Annotated in this window: 22 protein-coding genes and 1 pseudogene; 14 read left to right on the top strand and 9 right to left on the bottom strand. The window is 63.7% G+C overall.

The features are described from left to right. Nucleotides 1-70 precede the first annotated feature (70 nt). The 3 genes from JHD82_RS03165 to JHD82_RS03155 all read left to right on the top strand — a co-directional run bounded on the left by JHD82_RS03165 (nt 71) and on the right by JHD82_RS03155 (nt 3,817). Nucleotides 71-1,219, top strand: coding sequence for a branched-chain amino acid ABC transporter substrate-binding protein (locus JHD82_RS03165; protein ID WP_012204869.1), 1,149 nt, complete (start codon nt 71-73; stop codon nt 1,217-1,219). Beyond that, nucleotides 1,219-2,733: a 4-hydroxyphenylacetate 3-hydroxylase family protein gene (locus JHD82_RS03160; protein WP_199135385.1), complete on the top strand. Its 1,515-nt coding sequence runs from the start codon at nt 1,219-1,221 to the stop codon at nt 2,731-2,733. The genes JHD82_RS03165 and JHD82_RS03160 overlap by 1 nt, the downstream gene beginning before the upstream one ends. A 133-nt stretch (nt 2,734-2,866) precedes the next feature. Beyond that, nucleotides 2,867-3,817 carry a LysR family transcriptional regulator gene (locus JHD82_RS03155; RefSeq protein ID WP_034398359.1) on the top strand — a complete coding sequence of 317 codons (951 nt, stop codon included), beginning with the start codon at nt 2,867-2,869 and terminating at the stop codon, nt 3,815-3,817. Nucleotides 3,818-3,846: 29 nt separating this feature from the next. Here JHD82_RS03155 and JHD82_RS03150 read toward each other — a convergent pair whose 3' ends face one another. Next, complete coding sequence (locus JHD82_RS03150; RefSeq protein ID WP_097202720.1) at nt 3,847-4,407, bottom strand: dihydrofolate reductase family protein; 561 nt, start codon at nt 4,405-4,407, stop codon at nt 3,847-3,849. A gap of 220 nt (nt 4,408-4,627) precedes the next feature. Here JHD82_RS03150 and JHD82_RS03145 point away from each other — a divergent pair, with 220 nt between their 5' ends. The 3 genes from JHD82_RS03145 (at nt 4,628) to JHD82_RS03135 (ending at nt 7,129) form a co-directional block, all read left to right on the top strand. Beyond that, complete coding sequence (locus tag JHD82_RS03145) at nt 4,628-5,734, top strand: alkene reductase (RefSeq protein WP_013802997.1); 1,107 nt, start codon at nt 4,628-4,630, stop codon at nt 5,732-5,734. Between the two features lie 72 nt (nt 5,735-5,806). Then, nucleotides 5,807-6,826, top strand: coding sequence for a zinc-binding alcohol dehydrogenase family protein (locus tag JHD82_RS03140; protein WP_199135384.1), 1,020 nt, complete (start codon nt 5,807-5,809; stop codon nt 6,824-6,826). Between the two features lie 3 nt (nt 6,827-6,829). Next, the gene (locus JHD82_RS03135; protein WP_043820762.1) at nt 6,830-7,129 is read left to right on the top strand and encodes a putative quinol monooxygenase; all 300 of its coding nucleotides are present in this window, start codon (nt 6,830-6,832) and stop codon (nt 7,127-7,129) included. 55 nt (nt 7,130-7,184) lie between these two features. Here JHD82_RS03135 and JHD82_RS03130 read toward each other — a convergent pair whose 3' ends face one another. After that, nucleotides 7,185-8,129, bottom strand: a complete 945-nt coding sequence (locus tag JHD82_RS03130) for a LysR family transcriptional regulator (RefSeq protein WP_233174600.1) — start codon at nt 8,127-8,129, stop codon at nt 7,185-7,187. 105 nt (nt 8,130-8,234) lie between these two features. On the opposite strand from JHD82_RS03130, the gene JHD82_RS03125 reads away from it, so the two are divergent. Beyond that, a complete protein-coding gene (locus JHD82_RS03125) occupies nt 8,235-9,215 on the top strand; it encodes a tripartite tricarboxylate transporter substrate binding protein (protein ID WP_199135382.1) in 981 nt (326 codons plus the stop codon). 12 nt (nt 9,216-9,227) lie between these two features. Next, nucleotides 9,228-9,647, top strand: coding sequence for a 5-carboxymethyl-2-hydroxymuconate Delta-isomerase (locus tag JHD82_RS03120; RefSeq protein ID WP_199135381.1), 420 nt, complete (start codon nt 9,228-9,230; stop codon nt 9,645-9,647). Between the two features lie 67 nt (nt 9,648-9,714). Here the strand turns inward: JHD82_RS03120 and JHD82_RS03115 are convergent, their stop codons facing one another. Beyond that, complete coding sequence (locus tag JHD82_RS03115; RefSeq protein ID WP_199135380.1) at nt 9,715-11,001, bottom strand: pitrilysin family protein; 1,287 nt, start codon at nt 10,999-11,001, stop codon at nt 9,715-9,717. Between the two features lie 269 nt (nt 11,002-11,270). Here JHD82_RS03115 and JHD82_RS03110 point away from each other — a divergent pair, with 269 nt between their 5' ends. After that, nucleotides 11,271-11,423, top strand: coding sequence for a hypothetical protein (locus JHD82_RS03110; protein ID WP_199135379.1), 153 nt, complete (start codon nt 11,271-11,273; stop codon nt 11,421-11,423). A 40-nt stretch (nt 11,424-11,463) separates the two neighbouring features. On the opposite strand, the pseudogene JHD82_RS03105 reads toward JHD82_RS03110, so the two are convergent. Continuing rightward, a pseudogene (locus tag JHD82_RS03105) lies at nt 11,464-12,585 on the bottom strand (IS3 family transposase). A gap of 194 nt (nt 12,586-12,779) precedes the next feature. On the opposite strand from JHD82_RS03105, the gene JHD82_RS03100 reads away from it, so the two are divergent. Next, entirely contained in the window at nt 12,780-12,941 is a 162-nt protein-coding gene (locus JHD82_RS03100) for a hypothetical protein (RefSeq protein WP_199135378.1), read from the top strand. Between the two features lie 66 nt (nt 12,942-13,007). On the opposite strand, the gene JHD82_RS03095 is transcribed toward JHD82_RS03100, so the two are convergent. From JHD82_RS03095 to JHD82_RS03085, 3 genes are read right to left on the bottom strand one after another with little or no spacing between them, the layout of a single operon-like run. After that, complete coding sequence (locus JHD82_RS03095; protein WP_199135377.1) at nt 13,008-14,495, bottom strand: hypothetical protein; 1,488 nt, start codon at nt 14,493-14,495, stop codon at nt 13,008-13,010. Nucleotide 14,496: 1 nt separating this feature from the next. Continuing rightward, nucleotides 14,497-15,270: a hypothetical protein gene (locus JHD82_RS03090; RefSeq protein WP_199135376.1), complete on the bottom strand. Its 774-nt coding sequence runs from the start codon at nt 15,268-15,270 to the stop codon at nt 14,497-14,499. Nucleotides 15,271-15,317: 47 nt separating this feature from the next. After that, entirely contained in the window at nt 15,318-17,504 is a 2,187-nt protein-coding gene (locus JHD82_RS03085; protein WP_199135375.1) for a P-loop NTPase fold protein, read from the bottom strand. A gap of 322 nt (nt 17,505-17,826) precedes the next feature. On the opposite strand from JHD82_RS03085, the gene JHD82_RS03080 reads away from it, so the two are divergent. Further along, nucleotides 17,827-20,697, top strand: a complete 2,871-nt coding sequence (locus tag JHD82_RS03080; RefSeq protein WP_199135374.1) for a phospholipase D-like domain-containing protein — start codon at nt 17,827-17,829, stop codon at nt 20,695-20,697. A gap of 70 nt (nt 20,698-20,767) precedes the next feature. Here the strand turns inward: JHD82_RS03080 and JHD82_RS03075 are convergent, their stop codons facing one another. Together JHD82_RS03075 and JHD82_RS03070 are read right to left on the bottom strand one after the other, a co-directional pair. Then, entirely contained in the window at nt 20,768-21,220 is a 453-nt protein-coding gene (locus JHD82_RS03075; protein ID WP_199135373.1) for a DNA-binding transcriptional regulator, read from the bottom strand. Nucleotides 21,221-21,320: 100 nt separating this feature from the next. Then, on the bottom strand, nt 21,321-21,632 hold the full coding sequence (locus tag JHD82_RS03070; RefSeq protein WP_199135372.1) for an HU family DNA-binding protein: 312 nt from the start codon (nt 21,630-21,632) through the stop codon (nt 21,321-21,323). An 87-nt stretch (nt 21,633-21,719) separates the two neighbouring features. On the opposite strand from JHD82_RS03070, the gene JHD82_RS03065 reads away from it, so the two are divergent. From JHD82_RS03065 to JHD82_RS03055, 3 genes are read left to right on the top strand one after another with little or no spacing between them, the layout of a single operon-like run. Then, complete coding sequence (locus tag JHD82_RS03065) at nt 21,720-22,754, top strand: hypothetical protein (protein ID WP_199135371.1); 1,035 nt, start codon at nt 21,720-21,722, stop codon at nt 22,752-22,754. Between the two features lie 4 nt (nt 22,755-22,758). Further along, nucleotides 22,759-23,568, top strand: coding sequence for a hypothetical protein (locus tag JHD82_RS03060; protein WP_199135370.1), 810 nt, complete (start codon nt 22,759-22,761; stop codon nt 23,566-23,568). 51 nt (nt 23,569-23,619) lie between these two features. Beyond that, nucleotides 23,620-24,792 carry a Shedu immune nuclease family protein gene (locus JHD82_RS03055; protein WP_199135369.1) on the top strand — a complete coding sequence of 391 codons (1,173 nt, stop codon included), beginning with the start codon at nt 23,620-23,622 and terminating at the stop codon, nt 24,790-24,792. Nucleotides 24,793-24,831: the final 39 nt, after the last annotated feature.

Here is a 24,831-nt window from a genome sequence, read left to right as displayed (position 1 = left end):
GGCGCCCCGCCGCCCCGGCCCGGGCCGCCATGGCTGCCCTTCGTCTTCACCTGAACAGGACCGACCGACCATGCAAGCCTTCACGACAACCACCGCCCTCCTGCCATCGCGCCGGCGCCTTGCCGCATCCGCCCTGGCGCTGGCCGCCGCCACGCTGGCCTGCGGCGCGGCCTGGTCCCAGTCCACCGTGAAGCTGGGCTTCATCGGACCCGTCAGCGGCGGCAACGCACAGCAGGGCCTGGGCGCGAAGAACGGCTTCCTGCTGGCCATAGACCAGTGGAATGCCACGGCCGGCGTGCCGTTCAAGGTGGAGGGCGTGGTGCTGGACGATGCCTCCGACCCGCAGACCGGCGTGTCCGCCGCGCTCAAGCTGGTCAACGACCGCGACGTGGTGGGCGCCATCGGCCACTGGAACAGCCCCGTGGCCCTGGCCACGCTGCCGGTGTTCAACCGCGTGCAGATGCCCTTCATCGTCTGGGGCGCCATCGGCCCCAAGATCACCGACCAGAACTTCGCCAACACCACGCGCGTGACGCCCACCCTGGTCAACGAGAACAAGCCCCTGGCCACCTGGGCCGCCACGGGCCTGGGCGCAAGAAAGATCGCCATCATTGCCGACACCAGCGACTACGGCCGCGCCAACCTGGCCTCGTTCGGCAGCTTCTACAAGGCAGAAAAAGGCAGCGTGGTGGCCGAGGAAAGCTACCCCGTGGGCACGACGGATTTCCGCTCCATCCTCACCAAGATCAAGAGCCTGAACCCCGACGCGGTCTACTTCGGCGGCGTGATCACCGAGGCCGGCATCGTGCGCAAGCAGATGGCCGAGCTGGGCATGAAGCAGCCCATGCTGGGCATCAGCGGCATCTTCGATCCGCAGCTCATCCAGATCGCCGGCCCGGCTGCGGACGGCACCATCGTCGGCACGCCCAAATCGCAGACCAACCCCCGGCTGGACGCCATGAGCCGCGCCTATGCCGCCAAGGGCTATGCCGACTCCGAGAGCCCGTACACCAAGTACGCCTACGACGCCACCGGCATCCTTTTGCAATCGCTCAAGACGGCCGGCACCAAGGACCGGCAGGCCGTGGCCAAGGCCATCCGCGCCATACGCTACGACGGCGTGACCGGTACCGTGACCTTCGACGCCAACGGCCAGACGCAGGTGCCCGTGGAGCTGCAGCTGCACGAGGTCAAAGACGGCAAGTGGGCCAGCCGCTGATGATCAGGACAGGCAGCCAGTACCGCGACTCCATCCGCGATGGCCGGCGGGTCTGGATGAACGGCGAGCGCGTCAAGGACGTGACCACCCACCCCATGTTCAAGCCGCTGGTGGACATCCGCGCGCGCATGTACGACCTGCAGCACGAGGCCGCGCTGCGCGACGCGCTCACCTGCGACGAAGGCGACGGCGAGCGCCACCCCATCGCCCACAAGCTGCCGCTGACGCGCCAGGACTGGTGGGACAAGCGCCGCGCCACCGACCTGCTGCTGGAGGACATGGGCGGCGTGGTCATGCGCGTGGGCGACGAGAGCGTGGGCGAGATGTGGTCGCTGTTCGATGGCCAGGACGTGCTCAACGAGCTGGACCCGCGCTTTTCCGCCAACATCCGCACCCACATCCGCCGCGTGGTGCGTGGCGACCTGTTCCACGTATCGGCCAACACCGACCCCAAGGGCGACCGCTCGCGCCTGCCGCAGGACCAGGACCCCGACGTGCTGCTGCATGTGGTGAAAGAGACCGATGCAGGCGTCATCGTGCGCGGCGCCAAGTACGAGACCGCTGCCGCCTATGCCAACCAGGCCTTCACCAAGCCGGGGCTGGCGCACTGGGGCGACGCGGCGCAGTCCGAATACGCCATAGGCTTCATCTGCGACCTGGGCGCGCCCGGCCTGCGCTTCATATGCCGCCCGGGCCTGGCCGCCCGCGCATCGGCCCAGGACCATCCGTTGAGCCATCGCTTCGACGAAGTGGACGCCATCGTGGTCTTCGACGACGTGCTGGTTCCCTGGGAGAACGTGCTGTTCTACCGTCACACCCGGGCCGCCCATTTCCTGCGCGAGACGCTGCACCGCTACTCGGCCTTCACCTTCCTGCAGCGCAGCCTGAAGCTGGCCGACATGCTGATAGGCACGGCCCTGCACAACGCGCGCCAGACCGGCGTGGAGAAGCTGCAGGCCGTGCAGGACAGGCTGGCCGGCCTGGCCTGCTACCGCGAAGGCATCAACGCCCACCTCACGGCCGCCATCGCACTGGCCGAGCGCAGCCCGGCCGGGCTGATGATGCCCAACCAGTCGCTGCTGTTCACGGGACGGTCTCTGGCCACCAGCCAGCTGCACCACATGATGAACACCGTGCGCGAGCTGTGCGGCGGCCAGGTCTGCCTGACGCCGGACCACGCCAGCTTCGAGAACGAGGAAACCGGCCCCTGGCTGCGCAAGTTCTACACCCTCGGCCCGCAGTGGCAGGCCGACGACCGCCGCAGGCTGCTGGCCTATGCGCGCGACCTGCTCGACTCGGACCACGCCGGCCACCGGCTCAGCTTCCAGCTGTTTGCGCAATGCCCGCCCTACGCCCAGACGGCGGCCGTATACCGGCACTTCAACTGGGATGCGCCGCTGGACTTCGTCGGCAAGTCCGCCGGCCTGACGGACCGCGTGAAGGCCACGCAGGCGCCGGCCCAGGGCGACGGTGCGGTGGCGCAATGGTTTCGCAATCACAACGCCAGCGACTGAAGGCTGCCGGGGCCCGACCGCCGCACAATGCAGGCGCCTTGCGGGAAGGGCCTCTTGCAGCGCGGTCCGCCGCTTGGTCAACTACGCGGCAGGTCACCCTGGCCGCCCTCCCCCTCTCCACCTCTTGCACACCGTGCTGACACGACTGACCTTCAGACAATTGGAATACTGCGTGGCAGCGGGCGAGTTCGGCAGCATTGCCGAGGCCGCCAACCGCATCCATGTCTCACCCTCGTCCATCTCATCGGCCATCACCCAGGTGGAGGCCGAGCTGCAGGTGCCGCTGTTCGTGCGCCACCATGCGCAAGGCCTGTCCGTCACGCCCGCAGGCGCCGAGGTCCTGCGGGAGATCCGCGGCCTGCTCGACCAGGCCATGGCCTTGTACGACGTGGCCAGCAGCGCGCAAAGCCAGGTGCGCGGCCCCGTGCGCGTGGGCTGCTTCACCACGCTGGCGGCCATGGTCGCCCCCGAGCTGTGCCAGGGGTTCGCGCGCGCCCACCCCAAGGCCACGGTCACCCAGATCGAGGACCACCAGGAAGGCCTGATCCACAAGCTGCGCACCGCGCAGATCGATGTCGCCATCACCTACGACCTGCTGGTGGCCGAATCGGACATCTGCTTCGAGCCCCTGGCCCAGCTGCCGCCCATGGTCATCGTCAGCGAACTCAATCCGCTGGCCAACCACCGCTCCACCACGCTGGAGGCGCTGGCCCAGCTGCCCATGGTCCTGCTGGACCTGCCCCTGAGCCGCGAATACTTCATGTCGCTGTTCCGCGAAGCCGGCGTCTCACCCCTGATTGCGGCCCGCAGCGCCAGCCCCGACGTGGTGCGCTCCCTGGTCGCCAACGACGTGGGCTACTCCCTGGTCAACGTGCGCCCGCGCAACTCCCACGCGCTGGACGGCAAGAAGATCGTCAACCTGCACCTGAACGGCAACCACCGCCCCATGAAACTGGGCCTGGCCTGGGCCCGCGAACAAAAGCCCCGCCATGTGGTGGAAGCCTTCATGCACCGCTGCCGCAGCTTCATCTCCAATGAATACATTCCGGGGATGACGGCGCCTGGGCGCGGAGAGGCGAACTGAGCGGCGCGCAGACCGAATCAGGGCGCCCGTCAGCCCGTGCTCTTGCGCACCTCGTAATGCAGCACCGCCATGCCCTCGCCAATCTGCCGAACCGACAGCAGGCGCAACACCGGATGCAGCACCCGGCGCGGAAACAGTGGCTTGCCCCGGCCCAGCGTGGCCGAGCCCACGCTCAGGATCATCTCGTCCAGCAGGCCCGCATCGTAGAACTGCCCCGCCAGGTCCCCGCCTCCCATGATCCAGAGGTTGCGCCCGCCGGCCGCCGCCTGCATCTGCGCATGCACGGCACGCACATCACCGCTGACAAACCGGATATCGGCACCCGGGATACCAGGCAGCGTGCGGCTGGAAAACACCCAGGCAGGCTGCGTATAGGGCCACGCCGCCCCGGTCTCCTGCGCCACCGTCTCCGCGTGGCGCAGCATCCATTCGTAGGTGGCGGACCCCATGGCCAGCGCGCCCACGCCGGCAATGAACTCCGGGTAGCCCGTGGCCTGCATGTCGCCCAGCGGGAACAGCCAGTCCAGGGCGTCGTCCTCGGTGGCCAGGAATCCGTCGAGTGAGGTGGCGGCGAAGTATTGGGTCTTCATGGGGGAGATGGTAGCCAGGCAGGCGCGGCACGGCCATCCGCCCGCGTGTTGTGCAGGCCGCGCCTGGACCTCATCGTCAAATTTCTTTTGAAGCCGCCTTCAGTCCTGCGGGTCTTTTTCAATTGAAACACCCAGGTCAACATCGCTCCATACCCAGACGACTTGCGAACCGGATTTCCGCCACTGCCCCAACACCTGTACAGCTCCGCCAAAGAACCGCATGACCACCGCCTCCACGCCCCTGTTTAGCCCCCTGCAGCTCGGCCCGCTCAGCCTGCCCAACCGCATGGTGATGGCCCCCATGACGCGCAGCCGCACCAGCCAGCCAGGAGACGTGCCCAATGCACTGATGGCCACCTACTACGCACAACGCGCCAGCGCCGGCCTGATCGTCTCGGAAGCCACCCAGATCTCCCGCCAGGGCCAAGGCTACAGCTTCACCCCCGGCATCTATTCAGAGGCGCAGGTGGACGGTTGGCGCCGCGTCACGGACGCGGTGCATGCCGCCGGCGGGCGCATGGTGCTGCAGCTGTGGCACGTTGGCCGCATGTCGCATGCCAGCTTTCACGCCGATGGCCTGCCGGTCGCGCCTTCGGCGCTGTCGCCCCAAGCGCAGGTCTGGGTGGTCGGCGACGACGGTGTCGGCCGCATGGTCGACTGCCCCGTGCCGCGTGCACTGAGCGCACAGGACATCCAGGACGTGATCGGCGACTTCCGCAGGGGCGCGGCCAATGCGATGCGCGCCGGTTTCGACGGCGTGGAAATCCACGGCGGCAACGGCTACCTGATCGATCAGTTCCTGCGCACCACCTCCAACCACCGCACCGACGCCTACGGCGGCGGCATCGCCCAGCGCACGCGCTTTGCCGAAGAGGTCGCGGCCGCCGTGGCGGGCGAGGTCGGGGCCGAGCGCACCGGCATCCGCCTGGCGCCCTTCATCACGCAGCGCAACATGAACTGCCCGCAGATCATCGAGACCATCCTGCATCTGGCCAGCAAGCTCGACGAGATCGGCCTGGCCTACATCCACCTGTCCGAAGCCGATTGGGACGATGCGCCCGAGATTCCGCAAGACTTCCGCCACGCGCTGCGCCGCGCCTACCAGGGCAAGGTGATCGTTGCGGGCAAGTACGACGCGGAGCGCGCCCAAGCCATCCTGCACGAGGGCCTGGCAGACCTCGTCGCCTTCGGCCGCCCCTTCATTGCCAACCCGGACCTGCCGGCGCGCTACGCCGCCCAGGCGCCGCTGGCCGCATTCGATCCGAAGGCCCTGTTTGGCGGCGACGCGCGCGGCTACTCGGACTACGCAGCCCTCGCCACTGCCTGAAACCCTCCTTGCTCGCCCTCCCTGCTCTCCCTCCTTGCTATCCCCTCTTCCTCAACCTTTGAAAGCACGACCATGAAAGCCGTTGGATACCAGAAACCCCAGGCCATCAGCCAACCCGAATCGCTGATCGACATCACCCTGCCCGATCCCGTGGCCACCGGCCGCGACCTGCTGGTCGAAGTCAGGGCCGTGTCCGTCAATCCGGTGGACACCAAGGTGCGCGCCAGCGGCGCGCCCGCCGAGGGGCAAACGCACAAGGTGCTGGGCTGGGATGCCAGCGGCATCGTCAAGGCCGTGGGCCCCGAAGTCACGCTGTTCAAGCCGGGCGACCGCGTCTGGTACGCCGGCTCCATTGCGCGCGCTGGCACGAACAGCGAACTGCACCTGGTGGACGAGCGCATCGTGGGCCACGCGCCCAGGTCGCTGGACTTCGCACAGGCGGCGGCCCTGCCCCTGACCGCCATCACCGCGTGGGAGATGCTGTTCGACCGCCTGGGCATCGCGCCGGGCAAGCACCCCAGCCACAAGACACTGCTCATCATCGGCGCCTCCGGCGGCGTGGGCTCCATCCTCACGCAGCTGGCCACGCGGCTGACCAGCCTTACCGTCATCGGCACCGCATCGCGGCCCGAGACGCAGGCCTGGGTCAAGGAGCTCGGCGCCCACCACGTGATCGATCACAGCCAGCCGATTGCCGACGAACTCAAGCGCATCGGCTTTCCCACGGTGGACCACATCGTGAGCCTCACGCAGACCGACCTGCACTTCGCACAGATCGTCGAGGCGATCGCGCCCCAGGGAAAATTCGGCCTGATCGACGATCCCGCGTCGCTGGACATCACCAAGCTCAAGCGCAAGTCGGTGTCGGTGCACTGGGAATTGATGTTCACCCGCGCCCTGTTCGGCACCGACGACATGATCGGCCAGCACCGCCTGCTCAACGAGGTTGCCGCACTGGTCGATGCCGGCCTGATCCGCACCACGCTGGCCGAGCGCTTCGGCAGCATCAACGCAGACAACCTCAAGCGCGCCCATGCCCTGATCGAGTCGGGCAAGGCGCGCGGCAAGGTGGTGCTGGAGAACTGGGGCTGAGCCATGAAGACAGAGACCATTTTCAACCTGGCCATCCTTGAAGCGAAGGCCGGCCAGCAAGACCAGCTGCGCGACGCCCTGCGCGCGCTGGTGCCATTCACCCGGCAAGAGGCCGGATGCCTGGACTACACGCTGTTCGAGCTGGCGGACAAACCCGGCACCTTCTACATGCGGGAGTCATTCAGGGACCAGGCAGCGCTGGATGCGCACTTCCGCATGCCGTACTTCAAGGCGTTCGAGAAACGCTTCGACGAACTGCTGGCACGCCCCTTGCAACTGGTGGGCCTGAAGGAAGTGCCCTGACGGGCGGTACGGATCCGGGCGGTACGGGCCTGGGCGGAACGGACCCGGCCGACGACTAGCGCGCGGCTGCAACGCGCCGCCCCCACGCTGGCGGCAGCGTGGGGGTTGCCGCCGACAGCTCGTCCCATACGTACTGGGCGGCAAAGCCGTGGTGACGGCTGCGTGAGCGCACCAGGCAGGCTTGCCGGCCCAGATTTCTTTCGGCCAACGGGACTGCGTCCTGCACGTCCAGGCTCATTGCAGCGGCACCGTTGAGCAGCGCAACCATGCCGTTTTCACGGGCGGCATGCACCAGGTCCTCCAGCGTATCGGACTCCAGATGCACGCCCGGCTTCAGCCCCTGCGCCGCAAAGGCGTTGTCGAGCTGGCGCCGCATGGCGTATTCGCTTGGCAGCAAGGCCAGGGGGTGGTTCGCGACTTCGCTGAGCTCCAGCAGGCGTCGCCGCCGGCGGGGCTTCAATCCCACGGCCACCACCGGCTCGTCGAAACAGGCCAGGATCTCCAGATCGGCATGCGGCTCCGGGTCGAAGCTGACGGCGAGATCGAAATCGCCACGCAACACGCCCTCCACCAAGGCCTGTGCGGTGCGTCTGCGCAGTGCGATCGCCAGCTGCGGCCACTGCGCCTGGGCACTGCGCACGACGGGCAGTACCCAGCATCCCGCGTAGGACTGCACCAGGCCGATGCGCACCAGGCCCGCCACGGTGCTCGCACGCGCCTGCACGTCGCGCAGCGCCGCCTGCAGCTCACTGAGGCAGGCCGACACCCGGCGGTCGAGCTCATGTCCGGAGGCCGTGGCAACGGCGCGCCCGCTCGCACGGTCGAACAGCTGCACGTCCAGGGTCGATTCCAGCAAGGCGATCTGCTCCGACAGCGCCGCCTGCGAGATCGAGGCATCGCGCGATGCCGCACTGAAGCTGTGCGCCCGCATCGCCGACACGAAGTAGCGCAACTGGCGCAATGAGACGAGATCGAGGGGGTCGCGGCTGCGTGCGGACATGGCCATCGGATTATCCGATAGACGCGGCCAGAAAATGCGAATTGCGAAGAAACAAGGGCCTGCCGACACTACGGCCACGAGACAACTCTGGTCACGAGAGCACCGATGAAACGACGCAACTTCCTTCAGTACGCCAGCACGGCGACGGCCATTTCAGCCATGGGCGCAAGCCCCTCGGCGCGCGCACAGGCATTCCCTTCCAAGCCCATCCGCATCATCTGCCCCTATCCGGCAGGTGCGACCACCGATGCCGTCTCCCGCCTGATGGCGAACGCCTTGCAAACGGACAGCGGCAGCACGGTGATCGTGGACAACCGCAGCGGTGCGGGCGGCAACATCGGCACGGAGGCAGCAGCACGCGCAGAGGCCGACGGCTACACGCTGCTGCTGGGCGCACTCGGCCCCATGGCCGCGAACCCGGCGCTGTACTCCAGGCTCAACTTCGATCCAGCCAAGGACTTCACACCGCTGGCATGGGCCGCCTCGGTGCCGTTGATCTGGGCCGTGCATCCCTCCTTCTCGGCGGCCACGGCCAAGGAGGCGCTCGAATGGCTGCGCAAGAACCCGGGCAAGTTCTCCTACGCATCCGCCGGCAACGGCACGCCGCAGCATCTGGCGGGAGAACTCGTCAAGCGCCAGACCGGCACCTCGATCCTGCACATTCCGTACCGGGGCTCCGCGCCTGCACTCAACGACGTGCTGGGCGGCACGGTGCAGATGGTGTTCGAGGCCACGCCGGCCATCCTGCAGCATGTGCAAAGCGGGCGCCTGAAGGCGCTGGCGGTGACGTCCGCCAGACGCATTCCCGCTCTGCCCGGCGTGCCCACGCTCAAGGAATCGGGCGTGGACGCCGAGATCAGCGGCTGGTACGGCTTCCTCGCGCCCGCCGCGACCCCGGCCGACCGCAAGGCCTGGCTGGTCAAGCACATGGGCGCGGCGCTGGCGACCAAGGCCACGCAGGACAGGCTGGCCGAACTCGGCTCGGTGCCCATCGACAACTCGCCCCAGGCATTCGCACGCCTGCTGGACAGCGAGCGGGCACGCTGGCAGACACTGATCCGCGAAGTCGGCATCAAGCTCGACTGAAGGCGCCGCCCCATGCCGCACATCGCCATCGAGGTATCGCCATCCTTGCTCCCGTCGATCCAGTGGGAGCCGGTCCTGCACGCCATGCACCTTGCGCTGGCCGAGCGCGGATGGGCACGGCTCGCGGACCTGAAGTCGCGCGTGGCCCCCATCGCCGTCGGACTGTGCGGCGACGACCCCCACGCGCAGCAACTGATCGCCACCCTGACGCTGACCAACCCGCGCCCGCCGCAGATGTGCTCGGCCATGGCCGAGGTCGTATTCGAGCATCTCTCGCGCGCGATCGGTGCGATCGGCCCGAACGCCCCGTTCGAAGCGCCCCCGGAGTCAGCGGCGTGGGTGCAGTGCTGCGTGTTCCTGCAGGAGCACCCGAAGTCGCACTACTTCAAGCGGCAATGGAACGCGCCGCCGCCCGCTTCCTCAACTCCATGACAACGGGAAAAGCGCCATGTGTTGCGGCTGGCGCTTGGCCGCTGGCCGCTGGCCGCGCGCTGCCGGCTCAGCCCGCCAGGCCTGCGGCCAGCTGCCGCACGGTCCGGGCACTGGCGCCCTTGCCGGTGATGGCCACCGCCGGAGGGTGGGCCAGCATGCGCTCGAAGACCTTGCGCACTTCCTCGGCACCGATGCCATCGATCATCGCCAGCGTTTCGGCCACGGATGTCACGCTGCCATGGGCAAAGAGATCCTCGACAGCCCGCTCCATGGTGGCGTAGGTCCGCTCGCCCGCACGCACCCGCGAGACCGCCAGCTGGTTCTTGGCCCGTTCCAGATGCACGGGGTCGATGCCGGCCGCCTGGGCGCGCAGCAGGCCGCCTGTCGCTGCCACCAGTGCTTCGAGCTTGTCCGGCGTCGTGACCGCATGCACGATGAAGTTTGCCCAGACGTCACCGCCCTCCATCGCCGCATAGGCCGTATAGGCCAGTCCGAGCCGTTCACGCACGGTATCGACCAGGGGCGACGACATCCCCTCCCCCAGCAGATGGGCCGCCAGCGAGGCCACGAGACGCGCACGCTGCGGGTGCTCGCCCTGCAACTGCTCGAACACCAGGGGATAGGCCAGGTTCACGAACACCTGGGACACCTGCGTGAAACGTTGCGCCAGGGCCTGCCCCACATACTTTGCGGGCTGAGGGGGCAACGCCACAGCGGGATCGGCCGACGCAGGCATGCCGGCGAACAGCTGCGCCGCCTGCTCCAGCCAGGCCGGCACATCGAAGTTTCCGGCCGCAACGACGACGGTCTTTTCTCCCACGTAGTGGGACTGCACATGGCGCACCAGATCCTGCCGCGTGAAGCCTTCGATATTGGCCACCGTGCCGATCACCGGCATGCCCATGGGGTCGTCGCCCCAGATGGCGCGGTCCAGCAGGTCGCCGGCGCTGTCCTCCGGGTCCTCTTCGTACTCGATGGCCTCCTGCCGGATCACCTGCAGCTCCCTTTGCAGCTCATGCTCGGGAAACACGCTGTTCAGCACGATGTCCGCAATCATCCCCAGCAAGGCCTGCGCATGCCAGCCCAGGCCGGTCATGAAATAGCCGGTGATGTCTTTTCCGGTGAAGGCGTTGACCTCCGCGCCCAGCCGCTCCGCATCCAGGTTGATCTCCTGCACGGAACGCGTATGCGTGCCCTTGAACGCCATGTGTTCCAGCACATGGCTGATGCCGTTGCTGGTGGAGGTCTCGTCGCGGGAGCCCACGCGCAGGAACACACCCACGCTGACGCTCTGCAAATGCGGCATGGGCAGCGCCAGCAGCCGCACCCCATTCGCAAGAGTGCGCAAGGCCATGGCAGGCCGCTCCAGTTCGGTTGCCGCCAGGGGCTTTTCTTGAATCATGGGCTATTGTCGTCGCGCTCCAGAGGATGCGCAGGGCAGCCCTCTTCAGCCCTCTTTCATGTGCCTGTGATCAAAGCTGCGGGGAGCTCAGCCGCAGCCCATGCGCCACCGGCAGACAGCAAGGCGGACAAGGTCTCGGACCCTGCGCGTTACCCCACAAACTAGCTGGATCTCTGTCGCCAGGCACGATGGAACCATTTCTCATTTCCATACAAACAAACATGCTGACCATTGATTTCGATGACTTCAAATTCGATATCGTGCCGACTTCTCGTTCCATCGAGGAAGATGGCGTCCCTTATCGGGACTGGTTGACTCTCAATGTAAAAATCACGGACGGTAATTTTTCGCGCAGTGTGACCTGCCCCCTTTAGACGTGCCAATGTTCACTTAGCGAGTCCAAGGTTGTGGAGACTACTTGATCTCCAGTGATTGTCTTGCATCCCCAGCGCGCTGGCGATGCAAGGCAGCGAAGCTGGCCGGCGAGATACGCCCAATGAACTGTGAGGCCGCACCTCGTTGTAGTCGCGCCGCCAGCGGGTTATCTCCTGACGGGCCTGCGCTAGCGTCTCGAACCATTGCTCGTTCAAGCACTCGTCCCTGAACTTGCCGTTGAAGCTCTCGATGTAGGCATTCTGGGTGGGGCATCCGGCATCGTTGAGCGGGTGCCGAACGCCGCATGCCGCTGTCCACGCCATGAAGGCCCGACTGGTGAACTCTGGCCCCTGATCCGTGCAGATGGCCAGCGGGTAGCCGCGGAACTGCGCTGCCTGGTCCAGCAAGCGCACGACGTACTCGCCACCCATGCCGTGGTCCACCGCGATGTCCACACACTCGCGGCTGAAGTCATCGACCACCGTCAGGCACTTGATGCGCCGGCCGTTGGTCAGTGCGTCCATCACGAAGTCTGCGCTCCAGATGTCATTGACGTGCTGGCTGGCAGCCAGGGGCTGGCGCTCGCCAGTGGGGCGTTTGACCTTGCGGCGCTTGCGCACCGACAGGTTGGCCAGCTTGTACAGGCGCCACACGCGTTTGTGGTTCACCTGGTGGCCTTCAAGGCTCAACAGGTCGTGGATGCACCGTAGCCAAAGCGCCGGCGCTCGTGCGCCAACTCGACGATGCGCATGCTTAGGCTGGCCGTGGACTCGTTCATGCTGGGCGGCTCCCGGTAGCTGGTTCTGGACAACCCCGCATAGCGACAGGCGCGGCGCTCGCTGATGGACAGTCCCTGAACCATCCTGGCAGCGGCCTCGCGCCTGGCCTGCGGGGTCAGCGCTTTACCCCGAAGCCCACCTTCAGCGCTTCGATGTGCAGGTGGGCCTCGGCCAGCAGCTTCTTGAGCCTGGCGTTCTCGCTCTCGATCTCGCGTAGCCGCGTGGCCTCGCCGGCCTGCATGCCGCCGAACTTGGCGCGCCACTTATAGAAGGTCGCATCGCTGAAACCGCCCAGGCGACACAGTTCCTTGACCGGCATGCCGCCCTCGGCCTGCTTGAGAAAACCGATGATCTGTTCGTCGGTGAATCTGCTCTTCTTCATGTCCGTTCTTCCTCTGAAAACGGACTCTACTAACCTTCGACTGGTACGCCCTATGGGGAGCAGGTCAGGCGAGCACGCCGTGGCACCATGAAGGGAACAGCAGCCGCCCCCAACTACACCCGGTATTGGCAAGCGCAGCGCGCAGGCCCGGGTCTACGAACCGGGCCGAAGGCGTCGGTGAGATAGACGCCCGCATGGGGGTGAACCCCGACAACGGGTTCGATGCGCAGCACAACAAGGTCAGCGAGTACCTGCGCAATGAGTTTTACTGCACTTCAAGTTGCTGCTGGCGCATGGCTGCTGGCAGCGCGAAGGCGACATCCGCAATTTGGTGGCGAGCGGGCTGGAAGATTTGACGCCGCCTACTAGCGCGGCTCTCGGACGTTGCGAGCGGAGGCCGGGATTTCCACTGAGCGGACTTTCTACGACAACTCCCTCGGCAACGTCTGCTGAAAGAGTTCGTTCAGAGCACCCGCAACGATCCTGAAGCCTTCCGCTCCCCCGAGGAGTTCAGCTAGGGCTGGAACGTCGAGAGTCCCGCTCGCCAGGTGCTCCTCAATCCTCGCGCGCAGTGAATGAGTCGCATAGCCCAGTGCGGCTTCACTGAGGAAACTGATCCCCCGTGGAGCATTCTCGTCCACCGCAATGAAAGCGCCGAAGATCGTATGAACCGGCTCGGGGAAGCTCTTCTCCTGCTGCAAGCCCGTCACGAATTCGACCATCAAATTGAGAACGCGCTGCTGTTGTGTCGCCAGAATCTCATCGAGACGTCTGTCACGCTCGTACCCAGCCAAACTCGGCACAGCCAGCAGTTGCGGCAGCAGCGCCATCGCAGCATCTTTTCGCTCTGTCTCGTCGGCCGCTTTCAAAATTGGTCCCAAGGGATTGGGAACTTGACCAGTAGCAAGCAAACGGATGTATTCCTTGGCCACCTCCCTCGTACTGAGCGACAGGAACAGCCCAGGCTCCCACGACTCCACAATGTCATTAGGAGGACGTCGGGCCATCGGATCAATATGCGTCGTGAAGCGCTCAGCTAGGCTATCCGTGCCAGTGAGTTCACCCAAGTTGACTCCCAGGTGGAGTGCGTCATAGAACGAAATCAGCGCGACCACCCGCCGTCCTTCCTTGTCTGGTGCAATCACCACTGAATGCCCTATGTCGAATGGATTCTTCGAGCGCTGCGCGGCCACCTCGGGTGGCTCCCACCAAACGCGGTCCCCCACAGGCCCGTCGTTCTCGATCAAGTCGCGCGCTGCTGCAAGCGACTGCGAGCGGGCCAGTTCAGGAAATGCGTGGGCAAGAAAGGTCACAGCCAAGTACACGACACCACGCATGAAGGATTCACCACCGAACATCCGCACTGCGCTCAACGGGCGCGCCACGAACTGCGTTTTCACTTCGCTGGGTTTGCCGAGCGTAACCTTGTATCCGGCCCTCTCCTGCTGCGCCGCCCATTGTTGGGCTTGCTCCATATTGGCAAAACGCTGCTGAGATCCTTTACCCACGAGTTCAGGCGTCTTATCGAGGTTGAGTGGAGGCGCGATGTGGGTTGAACTCTTCGATACGAGAAACCGTTCGCCGTCTTGGGCAGCAGCAGGGGCTGGACGAACCTCGTCGTGGCGATCTGGGATCACGCCCAGCTTCGCGTTGAAGATGTCCATGCTCTCCAACAATGCCGCAACATGCCGACCAAATTCGTTGTTGTGCTTGGTGCAATAAATTCCCTTGTTCGTTCGCCGTCCGCCAAATGCGGCAGGAAATGTGTGTTCGCCCGAGCCAGCCGGGCCGCCGCCGAAGATGCAGGTTTTTGCCATAGGTGATGTGAGATAGAAAAATTCGGTGGCGGCCAGCTTGTCCAGCCGCTCTAGTGCGAGGAACCAATCGTTGCCCGCGCTCGAGCGCGGCAAGCTATTTCTGCCCGAGATGGTTCTTGAGCAGGAACCAGCACATGTTCAAGGCAAAGGAACGACCCAGCCTGGTCATCTGGTCTTCGGGAATCCCGACCGGACGGTGGGCACCAGGACTGAGAAACCCGAAGACGCCGGCCAAGCCTCTCTCCTCTTCTTGCGTAATTTCTCCACTGTTGCGCAAGAAGGTCAGCACCTCGCCCCACTTGGCAGGGTTATAGCCAGGCGCAGGCACGAGAGCTGCAGCCACATCAGCGGCGACATCCGCGGCGAGCGTTTCAAGTGCGACACGCGCGTTCACAAGCGCAGCGTTGTAGTCGGGCGGCAGCGTGCGGAAGGCATGGGCCGAATCGGCGATCTTGGCAACAATCTCGGTTGCCCGAGGCACACCAGAATTCTGCAACGCAACGACCAAATCGTCCTCCAAAGGCGAGGCATCCTCGATCGACGGGTCGATTTGTATCAGCTTAGCGTTCTGCACCGCATAACCATCCAGCAGCATGCACTGTGTCAGGTCGTGCCAGCGTTCCTTGAATCGATATTTCGGGCTCACTCTGATTTGCAGGTCACCCTGCGTGGCCACTATTTCGGCAAGGACCAACATCAACGTGCGATCGTCCAGATCTCGCACGATGTTGAGCAGTTCGAACAACAAGTGCCCCCGCGAGAGCGCGAGGTGCTGAACCCCGTACTTGCTGAGCATCACGATGGAGACGGCAGGCTCCTGTATTTCTAGGAACTGCGCAAGCGAATGACGTGTTCTCGATCCAATCATTTAAGTGATTCCTCCTCGGCTTGACTGCCTCTCTAGCCATAAGTCAACTAGTGCCTGGCTTCAGTACCGTCGATCCCATACAAGCGGGTACCTTCAACGACAGAACGCCAAGCAGCACGTTCGGGATATTGGAGACTTGCATCCTGGAGCCGCGCAGTCGCATGAGACTTGAAGTCAGCCAGAGGACAATACACCTCGTGCAAGGATACGTCCCGAGGCAGGCTGTATGAGTTCCCCTTCGACGAGTCCCAACCTCCCCCAAGGTAGTACAGAGCAAACTGGTCCAAGGTGGAATCCGATGCTCTGAGAACACCGAAGAGCGCGGGACACTCTTGGGGAGCGACCCTTGCCATCGTCCACAAGATGAATCCTGCGTGATTCATCTTCAACAGCTTCTCAAGTCTTGCCGCTTCCAGGACGTTCTCAGAAAAGGTCCGAAGGACTTTGCCTCTGTCTTTCGCTAGCAGTTCAATGCCATCGGAGTATCGATCTCGGCCCGCTACATAGCTCCGAGTCACGACCTCTGCAGCGCATGAGATCGCTACCGAATCCGTAGCAATCAATTTCGAGATTGCCGGAATACGCTCCTTATCCGTCGCCCCAGCCAGCAGACTCACGGCACGCAACGCCATGTCTTCAATCCGAAGTCGGAGTGCACGTCTGTTTGACGTGGCGCGGTCTACGAACAACGGCTTCTCCACCAACCTCGCAATTGACACACAGAGCTCATCGAGATCAGTGATCCCTTCTCCCCGCAGCGATTCGCCAACCTCTCCAAGCAGATCGATAAACTCATCACAGTTCTCACTTGCAAGCCCTGCCACCACCGACTCCCGCTGAGCAGGGTCCTGAAGATACTGCCGGGCAGCTTTGATGCTGACATCTCCGTCCGTCACGCTGAGCTGCAGCGCGATGGCCAACTTTGCAGGATGAGAAATGTTGCCCTCTACATAAGTGCCCTTCCCGAGCGAGAAGCTGTCATCAGCACTGGCTACTCCGGGGAAGAGAAAATGCACCACCCTTTTTGCGGCGCTCGCCGCCCCTGAGATTTCAAAGGCCATCTGCCGCTCTTCCGCCCCCTCTTTGATCACCTCTTCTGGCTTCTTCAAGATAGTGACGTCATCAGGCAACGCGCCCACGAAGAGACGGGGCTTCTTCCGGAGCAGGTCGAACACGGCCGGGGCCTTTACAGAGAGAGCCGCCAGTCCAAGAATGTCAGCAAAGACGATCTCGTCTCGCAGCAATGGCTCCATCATCCGCACTGCGTTGAATACACGTGCAACGTCCCGTGGCTGCTCCAGGAGATCACGCAAGCCCGAGTGGTACAGGGATCCCAGTCGATCGTCTTGATTGCGAAAGCGCTGGCGCAGTGCTTCCGGATCGAGTCCGTCCAGAGCGTCCTCGATCAGCTTTCTTCGCGCGACCAATGAAAGACTCGGAAGCGGCATTCTCACTTGGACGATCTTGTCCAGATAGCTCGCGGCCTGAGGAACGCCCAACCTCTCAAGGGCGCCGCTGACATACACCGAATCCCATGCGACCACGTAGCCTAGACGAGGCAATCCGCCCACAGCTTTGATGATTCGGACCATCTCGAACACTTCCAGCGGGAACAGTCGGTCTATGTCATCGATGAAGACGATGATCGGGCGATCGAATTTCCGAAGCGCCTCCTCCACTCGCAGCTTGTAAGCCTCGATATCTGGGGTTTTGTACTCGGAGACAGCGCCAGTTGCCTCGCCAGCTGCCTCGACGACAGACTTGATCATGGAAGCCCAGGGTTCCGCACCCGGGATCAGTTTGACCAGGTCGAAAACTTTGGCGTAGGCCTTGATCTCCTTCGCAACCTTCTTGCCATCACGGCTGTGATCATTCAATCTGACAGCGCTGGCGATTCTGGAGAGGAAATGGCGTAGCAACGCATCCTTGTCGCCGACAAGCCACGGATTGAAGTGGACGATCAACGGTGAAGCCAATTCCTCGTCCTCTAACAGCAGTGCCTCGATCATTGCCAGCGCGGAAGTTTTCCCACTTCCCCAGGCTCCTTCAATGGAGACAACCAAGCCCGCAGACGAAGGCACCTTACGCAGGGCCGCCGCAGCAATCCCTGCATATCCTTTGCGCGACAACTTGTCCCGCTGAAGGGCAGAGTCGGATTTCAGCGGAACGTCATAGTCAATATCTGAAGCGTGCTGCATGACTGCGTGCTCACTCTGGGAAGTCTTCTTACCCATCAATGCTCCTCGTCTGATAGCCAAGATGTTGTTGTCGATTGATCTCAATGACTCGAATCGTTGATTTGATTATTGTGCGGGATGGTCCGGCAGCTGAGGCGTGTTAGCACATTGGCAGCGAGCGTGGCCGGTTCAGCAAGCAGGATTCGGGCCGACACCGAACCTCTATACAAGCTTGGACGAACGTTTCGGCCCCAGATTCAAGATGAAATCCACTTGTTGGCTGCCGTTCCTCGATTCAAAGGCGAGCGAAATCAGGGGGTAAGCAATACCACTGTCACAAGCCCTCCGATAATGAATTCGCAGGAAAGAGGAGGCGATCGTGAACATCTCTGATCGAGTCATGGTTCTGGCATCCGCGACCGAAGCGCGCTACGAAGAGCGCGTCGGCATCCGCGAAAAGCGCCTGAAAGAAGCCAACAAAGGCAACATCTGGGCCGCAGACGATCCCGAGCGGGTGGCCAAGCGCCTCGCCCACGTGCGCACCACCGAAGGTGCCATGGTTGCTCCTGCAACCATGCTCAGGGAACTCGCGCCCTCTCCAGATCACGCAGACACCGAAACCCTGGTCGCGCAACTAGCGCAGGAACGGGCCATCGGCCGCGACGACCTCGTCACACCCCAGTTCCTTCAGCTGGCGCTCGCGGCCTCCCGCTGCGTGGGCCGCATCACCGTGCGTGGCGCAAGCGGTGCCCTGCTCGGCTACGGCACGGGCATGCTCGTCGGCCCCGGCATTCTTCTGACGAACCACCATGTGCTCGAGCGGGCCGCAGATGCGGTCCAAAGCGAAGTGACCTTCGGCTTCGAGACGAACACGACCTTGCCGTCCGAGGAGCGCGTCTTCCGCCTCGTGCCGCAAAAGCTCTTCATCACCGACGAGGCGCTGGATTTCACCTTCGTGGCGGTTTCGCCAGCGGACACTCGCGGACAGCCTGGCGCCGACCTGGGCTATATCTGCCTCAACCCGCAGGAAGGCAAGGCCATCAACGGCGAGTTCGTGAACGTGATCCAGCACCCCAACGGCGGGCCCAAGATGTTCGCGCTGCGCGAGAACCGCATCGTGGACGTGCTCACGAACTACCTACAGTATGTGGCCGACACCGCGCCGGGATCTTCGGGCGCACCGGTCTTCAACGACCAGTTCGAGATGGTCGCGCTGCACCACTCGGGTGTCCCGGAGCGCGACGCGCAGGGCCGCATTCTCAACCGCGATGGCCAGCCATGGACCAGCGACCAGGGCGAAGCCCGCGTGCATTGGAAGTCCAACGAGGGCGTGCGCGTGTCGGTTCTCGTCGAGCGCGCCAAGGGGCTCGCCAGAACCAGCGAAGAGCAGGCTCAGCTTGCCCAGGCATTCGACCTGTCGCGCGCCATCCCCCAACTGGAAGCGGCAGGTCCGTCACGGCAGGTGGCCGGTGACGTTGCGAGCGCCGCGCGCCAGCCCGCGATCGAGGGCGACGTGGCGACCTGGACCATTCCGCTGTCCGTGAGCGTGCGCCTCGGCGGGCTGTCCGGCCAAGCCGTCCCGTCAGGCGGCGCTGCCATATCGGCCGAGCCCCCCGCCCTGCCCTCACCGCCCGCCCCCGTGACACCGAAGACATCGCCTGAGCTGATGCGCGCCGTCGGCCGTGCGCGCGACGCATTCCGGACGATCCCAGGCCTGCTCCGCATCCGTGCCGGATGGCAGTTCACCGACGGCTGGATCACCGATCAGGCCGCGATCGTCGCAATCGTCGAGGAGAAGAAGACCACCGCCACGCTGGGCGAACAAGGCATACCCAAGCTGCCGGCGACCTTCGAGGGCTTCCCCGTGGATGTGCGCCAGGCCAGCGCCGAGGAACTCTACGAACTGAGCCGCCTGGACGGCGGCGCCGTGTTCACGGAGCGCACGGCAAACCCCGTCTACCAGAAGCCACCGAACCTCTCGCTGCCCCGGGTGAGGGAGCGCATGAAGGTCCTGGTGCACGTGAGCCCCGAGCAGGGCTGGCCCGTGCTCGACGCCTTCCTGCAGCAGACGAACACGAAGCTCACGGTGGGGATGTATGACTTCGGCGCGCCGCACATCGTCGACGCGATTGCGACCCGGCTCGAAGCAAAGAGCGCCAAGCTGGAACTGGTGATTCAGTACGGTTCCTCGGTGGGGACGGGCACCAAGGCTGGAGACACGGACGACGCTGAGACCGTGAGAACCCTCAAAGGTGCCCTAGGCAACAACTTCGAGATGCAATGGGCCAACGTCGGCCAGAGCGGTTCGCTCTGGGCCTCGGCCTTCCACATCAAGGTGGCTGTCCGCGACTCCCGGGCGTTCTGGCTTTCGAGCGGCAATTGGCAGAGCTCCAACCAGCCGCCCGATGCGCCGCCCGCCGACCAGGCTGGCGCCAAGGCGCTCCTCACGAACTACAACCGCGAGTGGCACGTCGTGATCGACAACCCAACGCTCGCCGGCATCTTCGAGTCCTACCTCCAGTACGACTTCGAGCAGTCGAGCGGCTTCGTGCCCAAGGGCGCTGAGCAGGCCTACGAACTCCTGCCGCCGCTGGAGCCCGATCCACGCGAGGCAGCTGCCGAGATCAGGACCTTCACCCCCCTGGAGATCGACCGCGAAGTGGATGTGCAGCCGGTGCTCACGCCCGACAACTACGTTCAGGTGGTGCTCCCGTTGATCGAGGGTGCGAGGTCGCGGATCTACCTGCAGAACCAGTACATCAACGAATCGCTGGATCCACGGGCCGAACAGACCTACATCCCGCTGCTGGAGGCCATCGCTCGCAAGCAGCAGGAGGGACTGGACGTGCGCATCATCCTGCGCGCCGAGAACGGCGTGGAGGCGCGCCACATCGAGTTCATGAAGACCCACGGCATCGACATGGGCCGCGTGCGCTGGCGCAACCGCACGCACACCAAGGGCATCATCGTCGACTCGACCAGCGTGCTGCTCGGGAGCCACAACTGGTCCTACGACGGCACCGTGCTGAACCGCGACGCCAGCCTGCTCTTCTACGACGCCGAGATCGCACGCTACCTGGAGGGCATCTTCATCTATGACTGGGAGAACTGGTCGAAGACCAAGGTCTACATCCGTCCCGGCAAACCCAAGATACAGGAGATCGCCTCCCCCGAGGAGCTAGCCGCGCTGCGGGCAACCGTCGACCAGGGAGAGGTTAGGGCCCGCCGGCTTTTCCATCCGGACGATTGAGCGCCATCGTCTGGGACAAGGCGCTCCTCAATGCCCGGGGTGCCAAGAGGAACGCTCAACGCGCAAGCGATCAGTCTCGCAGCTTGACGAGCGCCTGCCGCTTGCCCATCTTGAGCACAGCCCGAATCTTCTCGATCTGCGCCGCTCGCGGCATCGCCTTCCCGCTCTCCCACCGGGCCACGGAAAGCGTCGAGGACTCCAGCAGCGCCCCCATGGACTGCTGCGAGAGGCCCAACTGCTCCCGCTTGGCAGCCAGCACTTCGGCCTTGAACTGGAATCGGCGTCCCCGGCGTATCGGAGCCTCGGCGTCCTGAGCCTGCGCTGTGGCCGGAGCCGCCTGACGGGCTGCGGCCTTGTGCAGCCCCTTCACCTGCGACACCAGGTCCTTCACATCCTGCTTGAGCGCCGCGATCTCGGAGCGCTGCGCCATGACAGTCTTGCGCAGGCTGCCCAGTTCGCCCTTGATCTCCTTGCGCGCCATGCGCAGGACTTCGGCTCGGAATGCGTCGGAGAAAGCTGTCATCGTTTCGATCCAATCTATGGATGGTGTGGAGCGTAGCGGGCCCCAACAAAAAACCGCCCGAGGCCGATGCACACGGGCGGTTTGCAGCGAGGCCCTGCGTTTACTTGCCGGCCTTCTCGGCCTTGCGCTTGGCGGCCTCGGGATCCACCACGGCCTTGAACTTCGCACCGGCCACGAACTTAGGCACCGTGGCTGCGGGGATCTTCAGTGACGCGCCCGTGGCGGGGTTCTTGCCGGTGCGTGCGGCGCGCTTGGCGGACTTGAACGTGCCGAAACCGACCAGTTGCACCGCATCGCCCTTCTTCACGGTGGTCTGGATGGTTTCGATCAGCGTGTCGAGCACAGCGTTCGCAGCCGTCTTGGACAGGTCGTTCTTGGAGGCGAGGATTTCGACGAGTTCGGCGCGGTTCATAGCAGCAAAGTGAAATGGCTAAAAGGACCAGTTTATCTCCAAGGCATTACGCTATCCCCTTCAAGAACACATAGGAGAGGCATCGGCATGAGAAGCAATGCGCTGTATTCCCCCAATATAGAGTTGCCGCGCGATGCGTGGACAACCAGAGCGCTTCTCTATTGGGACAGACTGTCGTCCATTGTTCCCCTCGATCACATGCATCGCCCCGACCAGATGAGCGAGCACATGCGGAGACTGCTTGGTGAAGGCCTAGTGGAGCCACTGAGCCCCGGCCCATTCGTGCGCGACATACCCAGGTTTGACGACTGCTTTATCGATCTGGTGGAACACCGCCACTTGAAGAAACATCCCTCTGCAAAGAGAGACACTCCCCCCGCCCAAATCGTACTCATTCATGCAGAAAAGCTCGGTCGCATACCCGACTTCTTGGTCGAAGTGGGGCTCGCCAGACAAGTCCACTGGGCCTGGTATGAGGTAGAAGAAGCGGTCGCCAATCAGTTCATGTCCTATTTGGCGATGTGTCTGGGAGCGATACCCGAAGTCAATGCTGCTCCCGTGACAGACAAGATGGTCTTCGCTTCGCTGCTGCGCCCGCGCGCGCGCCAGATGGCCGGTCAAGTCTTGCACAAGCACAAGGCTCGGGAGGTGGTGCTCCGATCCCTGTTGCCAACGCCCGCTGAGCCAGTGGATATCGACCAACTATTGCTGTTCAAGCAGCGCCATGGTCATCTGCTTCCGCCGCTGCGCGCAAAGGTAGAGGCCCATTGCACGCGCGTGGCGGTGCTTCCGGACCCAGAAGACCGCATCGAGGCCAACGAAGCCTTTCTTCAAGACTGCCAGCAGCAGATCACCGAGATCGAAGCGGTCATGCGAACGAGTTTCGGCAAGATCGTGCTGGGAGCGCTCACGCCGCTGTTTGGGTCAGGACTCTCCCTGCATTCGACGGACCCGGGGAATCCGGTGGCCTATGCGGGCGCCGCGCTGTCCCTTTCAGGTGCAGCCTACCAGGCCTTGGCGAGCATTCATGGCAGTCGAGCCGCCGTAGCAAACCGGCCGCTTGCCTATGTCGCCCATGCGAGAGCGGCGCTCCTGCCGCGCCCTTCATCCTCACCCCAATAGAACGATGCTCAAAACCGAGTCCCTGGACCCTCTGTTCTCGCTGCTGGAGGAGATGACACTTGTCCAACGCGAAGACGGCGCGTTTCAGCCTTCTGCGCGAATGCGCCGCCTGGAGAGTGCGACGCTCTACGGCTACTTGGGCGCCATGGCCCTCCTGGTGATCGCTGCCTGGGTGCAGCGCGCATGGCCCTCGCAATCAGTCGCCACAAGTATCTGGCCGCTCTACGTGGTAGTGCTACTGTGCGCCCTGGCCTATCTGCTGACTAGCGCCTTCAATGCGGGCCATGTGCTCTGGCGCCATCGCAAGCAACGCTTTCCCGGACTGCTTGCCCGTATCAAGCTCGATATCCAGGCCGATGCAAACTTCCTGACCCAATTACACGGTTACGACAAGGCCACGCTGGAGTACGCGCAGTTGCAGTACCGCCACCGCTGGAATATCTTCGACGGCAGGGTCGGGTTGCTCACTGGGGACTTGCGCAAGCTTGGCCTGTTCCCTGCATTGACGGCTTCGGCCATGGCTGCATCGACACTGCTGAAGAACGACAGCAACATTTATCTGTGGATGCCGTTGATCCTGACCGCGTGTTTCTACCTCGTGGCATTCCATGCCCATGGTCGGCGTGAGCGACCTCAGCAGGTCGTCGATCTGCTCGACTACGCCATCGACCACGCGGAGGCTAAAGCCGCATCCCCTCCCGAGGCTCCCAGGACAACTGGACACACCCGGATCAAAGCAGCCCGCGCTCCACGGACGACAGCCCGGCCGCGAGCGGACAACCGAACACATCTGCAGTTGCCAGCAGGTTCTTGAGCGCCTGCGTCGCCCATGTCTCTAAACTATGGACACAAGAAGGAGGCACCAATGGACGACGAGGCGGAGATACATCGGAAAAAAATTCCCGGCAAAACCTACATCAGCCCTGCGGTAGCGACAGCCGAGGGCCCGCTCCGCATTGCCTCCAAGGTCATCGACTCAGAGGGCTTGCACTACGCCAAGGTCAAGCAGGAAGTGGTGCTACGCCACACACAGAAGGGCCGAACGGAGATCATCGCGAAGTTCCTGGAGAGCGACAGAGACCTACGCGTCGTGACGCTGCAGGCCTTCAACGGCTCCACGGGCGTTCCGCACAACACGCACTTCTCCTTCATCGGCAATGAGATCCCCACATTGCTGCGCTTCTTCCAAGATATCGCAGCCGTGGAATTCAATGGCCCGCAGAAAGTCAACATCACGGACTCAGAGCTTCGCCGGTTGGTACTTTCCAAAGAGCAAGCTGCGAACCTCGTGCATGACAACCAGGAGGTATTTGCCGAAGTCGTTCAGGCGGAGCTGACAAAAGAGGATGTAGTCACGCTTGGCTACCGCAAGAAGCAGTTGGCCATCTTCCAGCGGTTGCTGGAGGATGCTGGTTACTTCGACCAGGTGAAGCAGGCCAAGCACGCCCACGGCGATGAAGCCTTGTGGCAGATGTTCTTCGAGAAGAACCAATGGGTGTTCGGCTACGGCCTGAGCTATTTTTTCGTCACCGGCTTCGACGACCGTAAGCTGGAACAGGTAGTGCAGGGGCACGATCTGTTGAGCCATGGCAAGCGTGCCGATGGCTTGATGAAGACCCGCGGCATTATCAACGCTCTGTGCTTTGTGGAGATCAAGAAGCACAACACACCACTGCTGGATGCGTCGGCCTATCGTTCTGGCTGCTGGGCCCCCTCTTCCGAACTGGCCGGTGCTGTGGCTCAAGTTCAAGGTACTGTCGCGGCTGCAATGCAGAGGCTGTACGGGTTGATCCAGCCCAACGACAAGGACGGCAATCCGACCGGGGAATCCGTCTTCAACTTCAGGCCACGCGCCTTCATCGTCGCGGGCTCCCTGAGCGAATTCGTCTCGGAGCATGGCGTGAACACCGACAAGATGCGCTCCTTCGAGCTGTATCGCAACAGCATCGCAGGCATCGACATCATGACCTTCGACGAACTCTACGAGCGCAGCAAGTTCATCGTTGAGGCCGCTGCCATGCCAACCTCATCGAGCTAGAGCAGCACAAGCCGTCACAAGACCAATGACCGCCTCCAG

Source organism: Delftia sp. ASV31, from assembly GCF_016428765.1.
In the GTDB taxonomy this organism is placed as follows: Bacteria; Pseudomonadota; Gammaproteobacteria; order Burkholderiales; family Burkholderiaceae_C; genus Comamonas; species Comamonas acidovorans.
The sequence above is the reverse complement of the archived record's forward strand: the minus strand, read 5'-3'. Positions and strand labels throughout refer to the sequence as shown.

Coding starts and splice junctions, on each gene's coding strand:
- JHD82_RS03165 (WP_012204869.1), top strand. CDS start 71: ATGCAAGCCTTCACGACAACCACCGCCCTCCTGCCATCGCGCCGGCGC.
- JHD82_RS03160 (WP_199135385.1), top strand. CDS start 1,219: ATGATCAGGACAGGCAGCCAGTACCGCGACTCCATCCGCGATGGCCGG.
- JHD82_RS03150 (WP_097202720.1), bottom strand. CDS start 4,407: ATGAAGACCCAATACTTCGCCGCCACCTCACTCGACGGATTCCTGGCC.
- JHD82_RS03145 (WP_013802997.1), top strand. CDS start 4,628: ATGACCACCGCCTCCACGCCCCTGTTTAGCCCCCTGCAGCTCGGCCCG.
- JHD82_RS03140 (WP_199135384.1), top strand. CDS start 5,807: ATGAAAGCCGTTGGATACCAGAAACCCCAGGCCATCAGCCAACCCGAA.
- JHD82_RS03135 (WP_043820762.1), top strand. CDS start 6,830: ATGAAGACAGAGACCATTTTCAACCTGGCCATCCTTGAAGCGAAGGCC.
- JHD82_RS03130 (WP_233174600.1), bottom strand. CDS start 8,129: ATGTCCGCACGCAGCCGCGACCCCCTCGATCTCGTCTCATTGCGCCAG.
- JHD82_RS03125 (WP_199135382.1), top strand. CDS start 8,235: ATGAAACGACGCAACTTCCTTCAGTACGCCAGCACGGCGACGGCCATT.
- JHD82_RS03120 (WP_199135381.1), top strand. CDS start 9,228: ATGCCGCACATCGCCATCGAGGTATCGCCATCCTTGCTCCCGTCGATC.
- JHD82_RS03115 (WP_199135380.1), bottom strand. CDS start 11,001: ATGGCCTTGCGCACTCTTGCGAATGGGGTGCGGCTGCTGGCGCTGCCC.
- JHD82_RS03110 (WP_199135379.1), top strand. CDS start 11,271: ATGCTGACCATTGATTTCGATGACTTCAAATTCGATATCGTGCCGACT.
- JHD82_RS03100 (WP_199135378.1), top strand. CDS start 12,780: ATGGGGGTGAACCCCGACAACGGGTTCGATGCGCAGCACAACAAGGTC.
- JHD82_RS03090 (WP_199135376.1), bottom strand. CDS start 15,270: ATGATTGGATCGAGAACACGTCATTCGCTTGCGCAGTTCCTAGAAATA.
- JHD82_RS03085 (WP_199135375.1), bottom strand. CDS start 17,504: ATGGGTAAGAAGACTTCCCAGAGTGAGCACGCAGTCATGCAGCACGCT.
- JHD82_RS03075 (WP_199135373.1), bottom strand. CDS start 21,220: ATGACAGCTTTCTCCGACGCATTCCGAGCCGAAGTCCTGCGCATGGCG.
- JHD82_RS03070 (WP_199135372.1), bottom strand. CDS start 21,632: ATGAACCGCGCCGAACTCGTCGAAATCCTCGCCTCCAAGAACGACCTG.
- JHD82_RS03065 (WP_199135371.1), top strand. CDS start 21,720: ATGAGAAGCAATGCGCTGTATTCCCCCAATATAGAGTTGCCGCGCGAT.
- JHD82_RS03060 (WP_199135370.1), top strand. CDS start 22,759: ATGCTCAAAACCGAGTCCCTGGACCCTCTGTTCTCGCTGCTGGAGGAG.
- JHD82_RS03055 (WP_199135369.1), top strand. CDS start 23,620: ATGGACGACGAGGCGGAGATACATCGGAAAAAAATTCCCGGCAAAACC.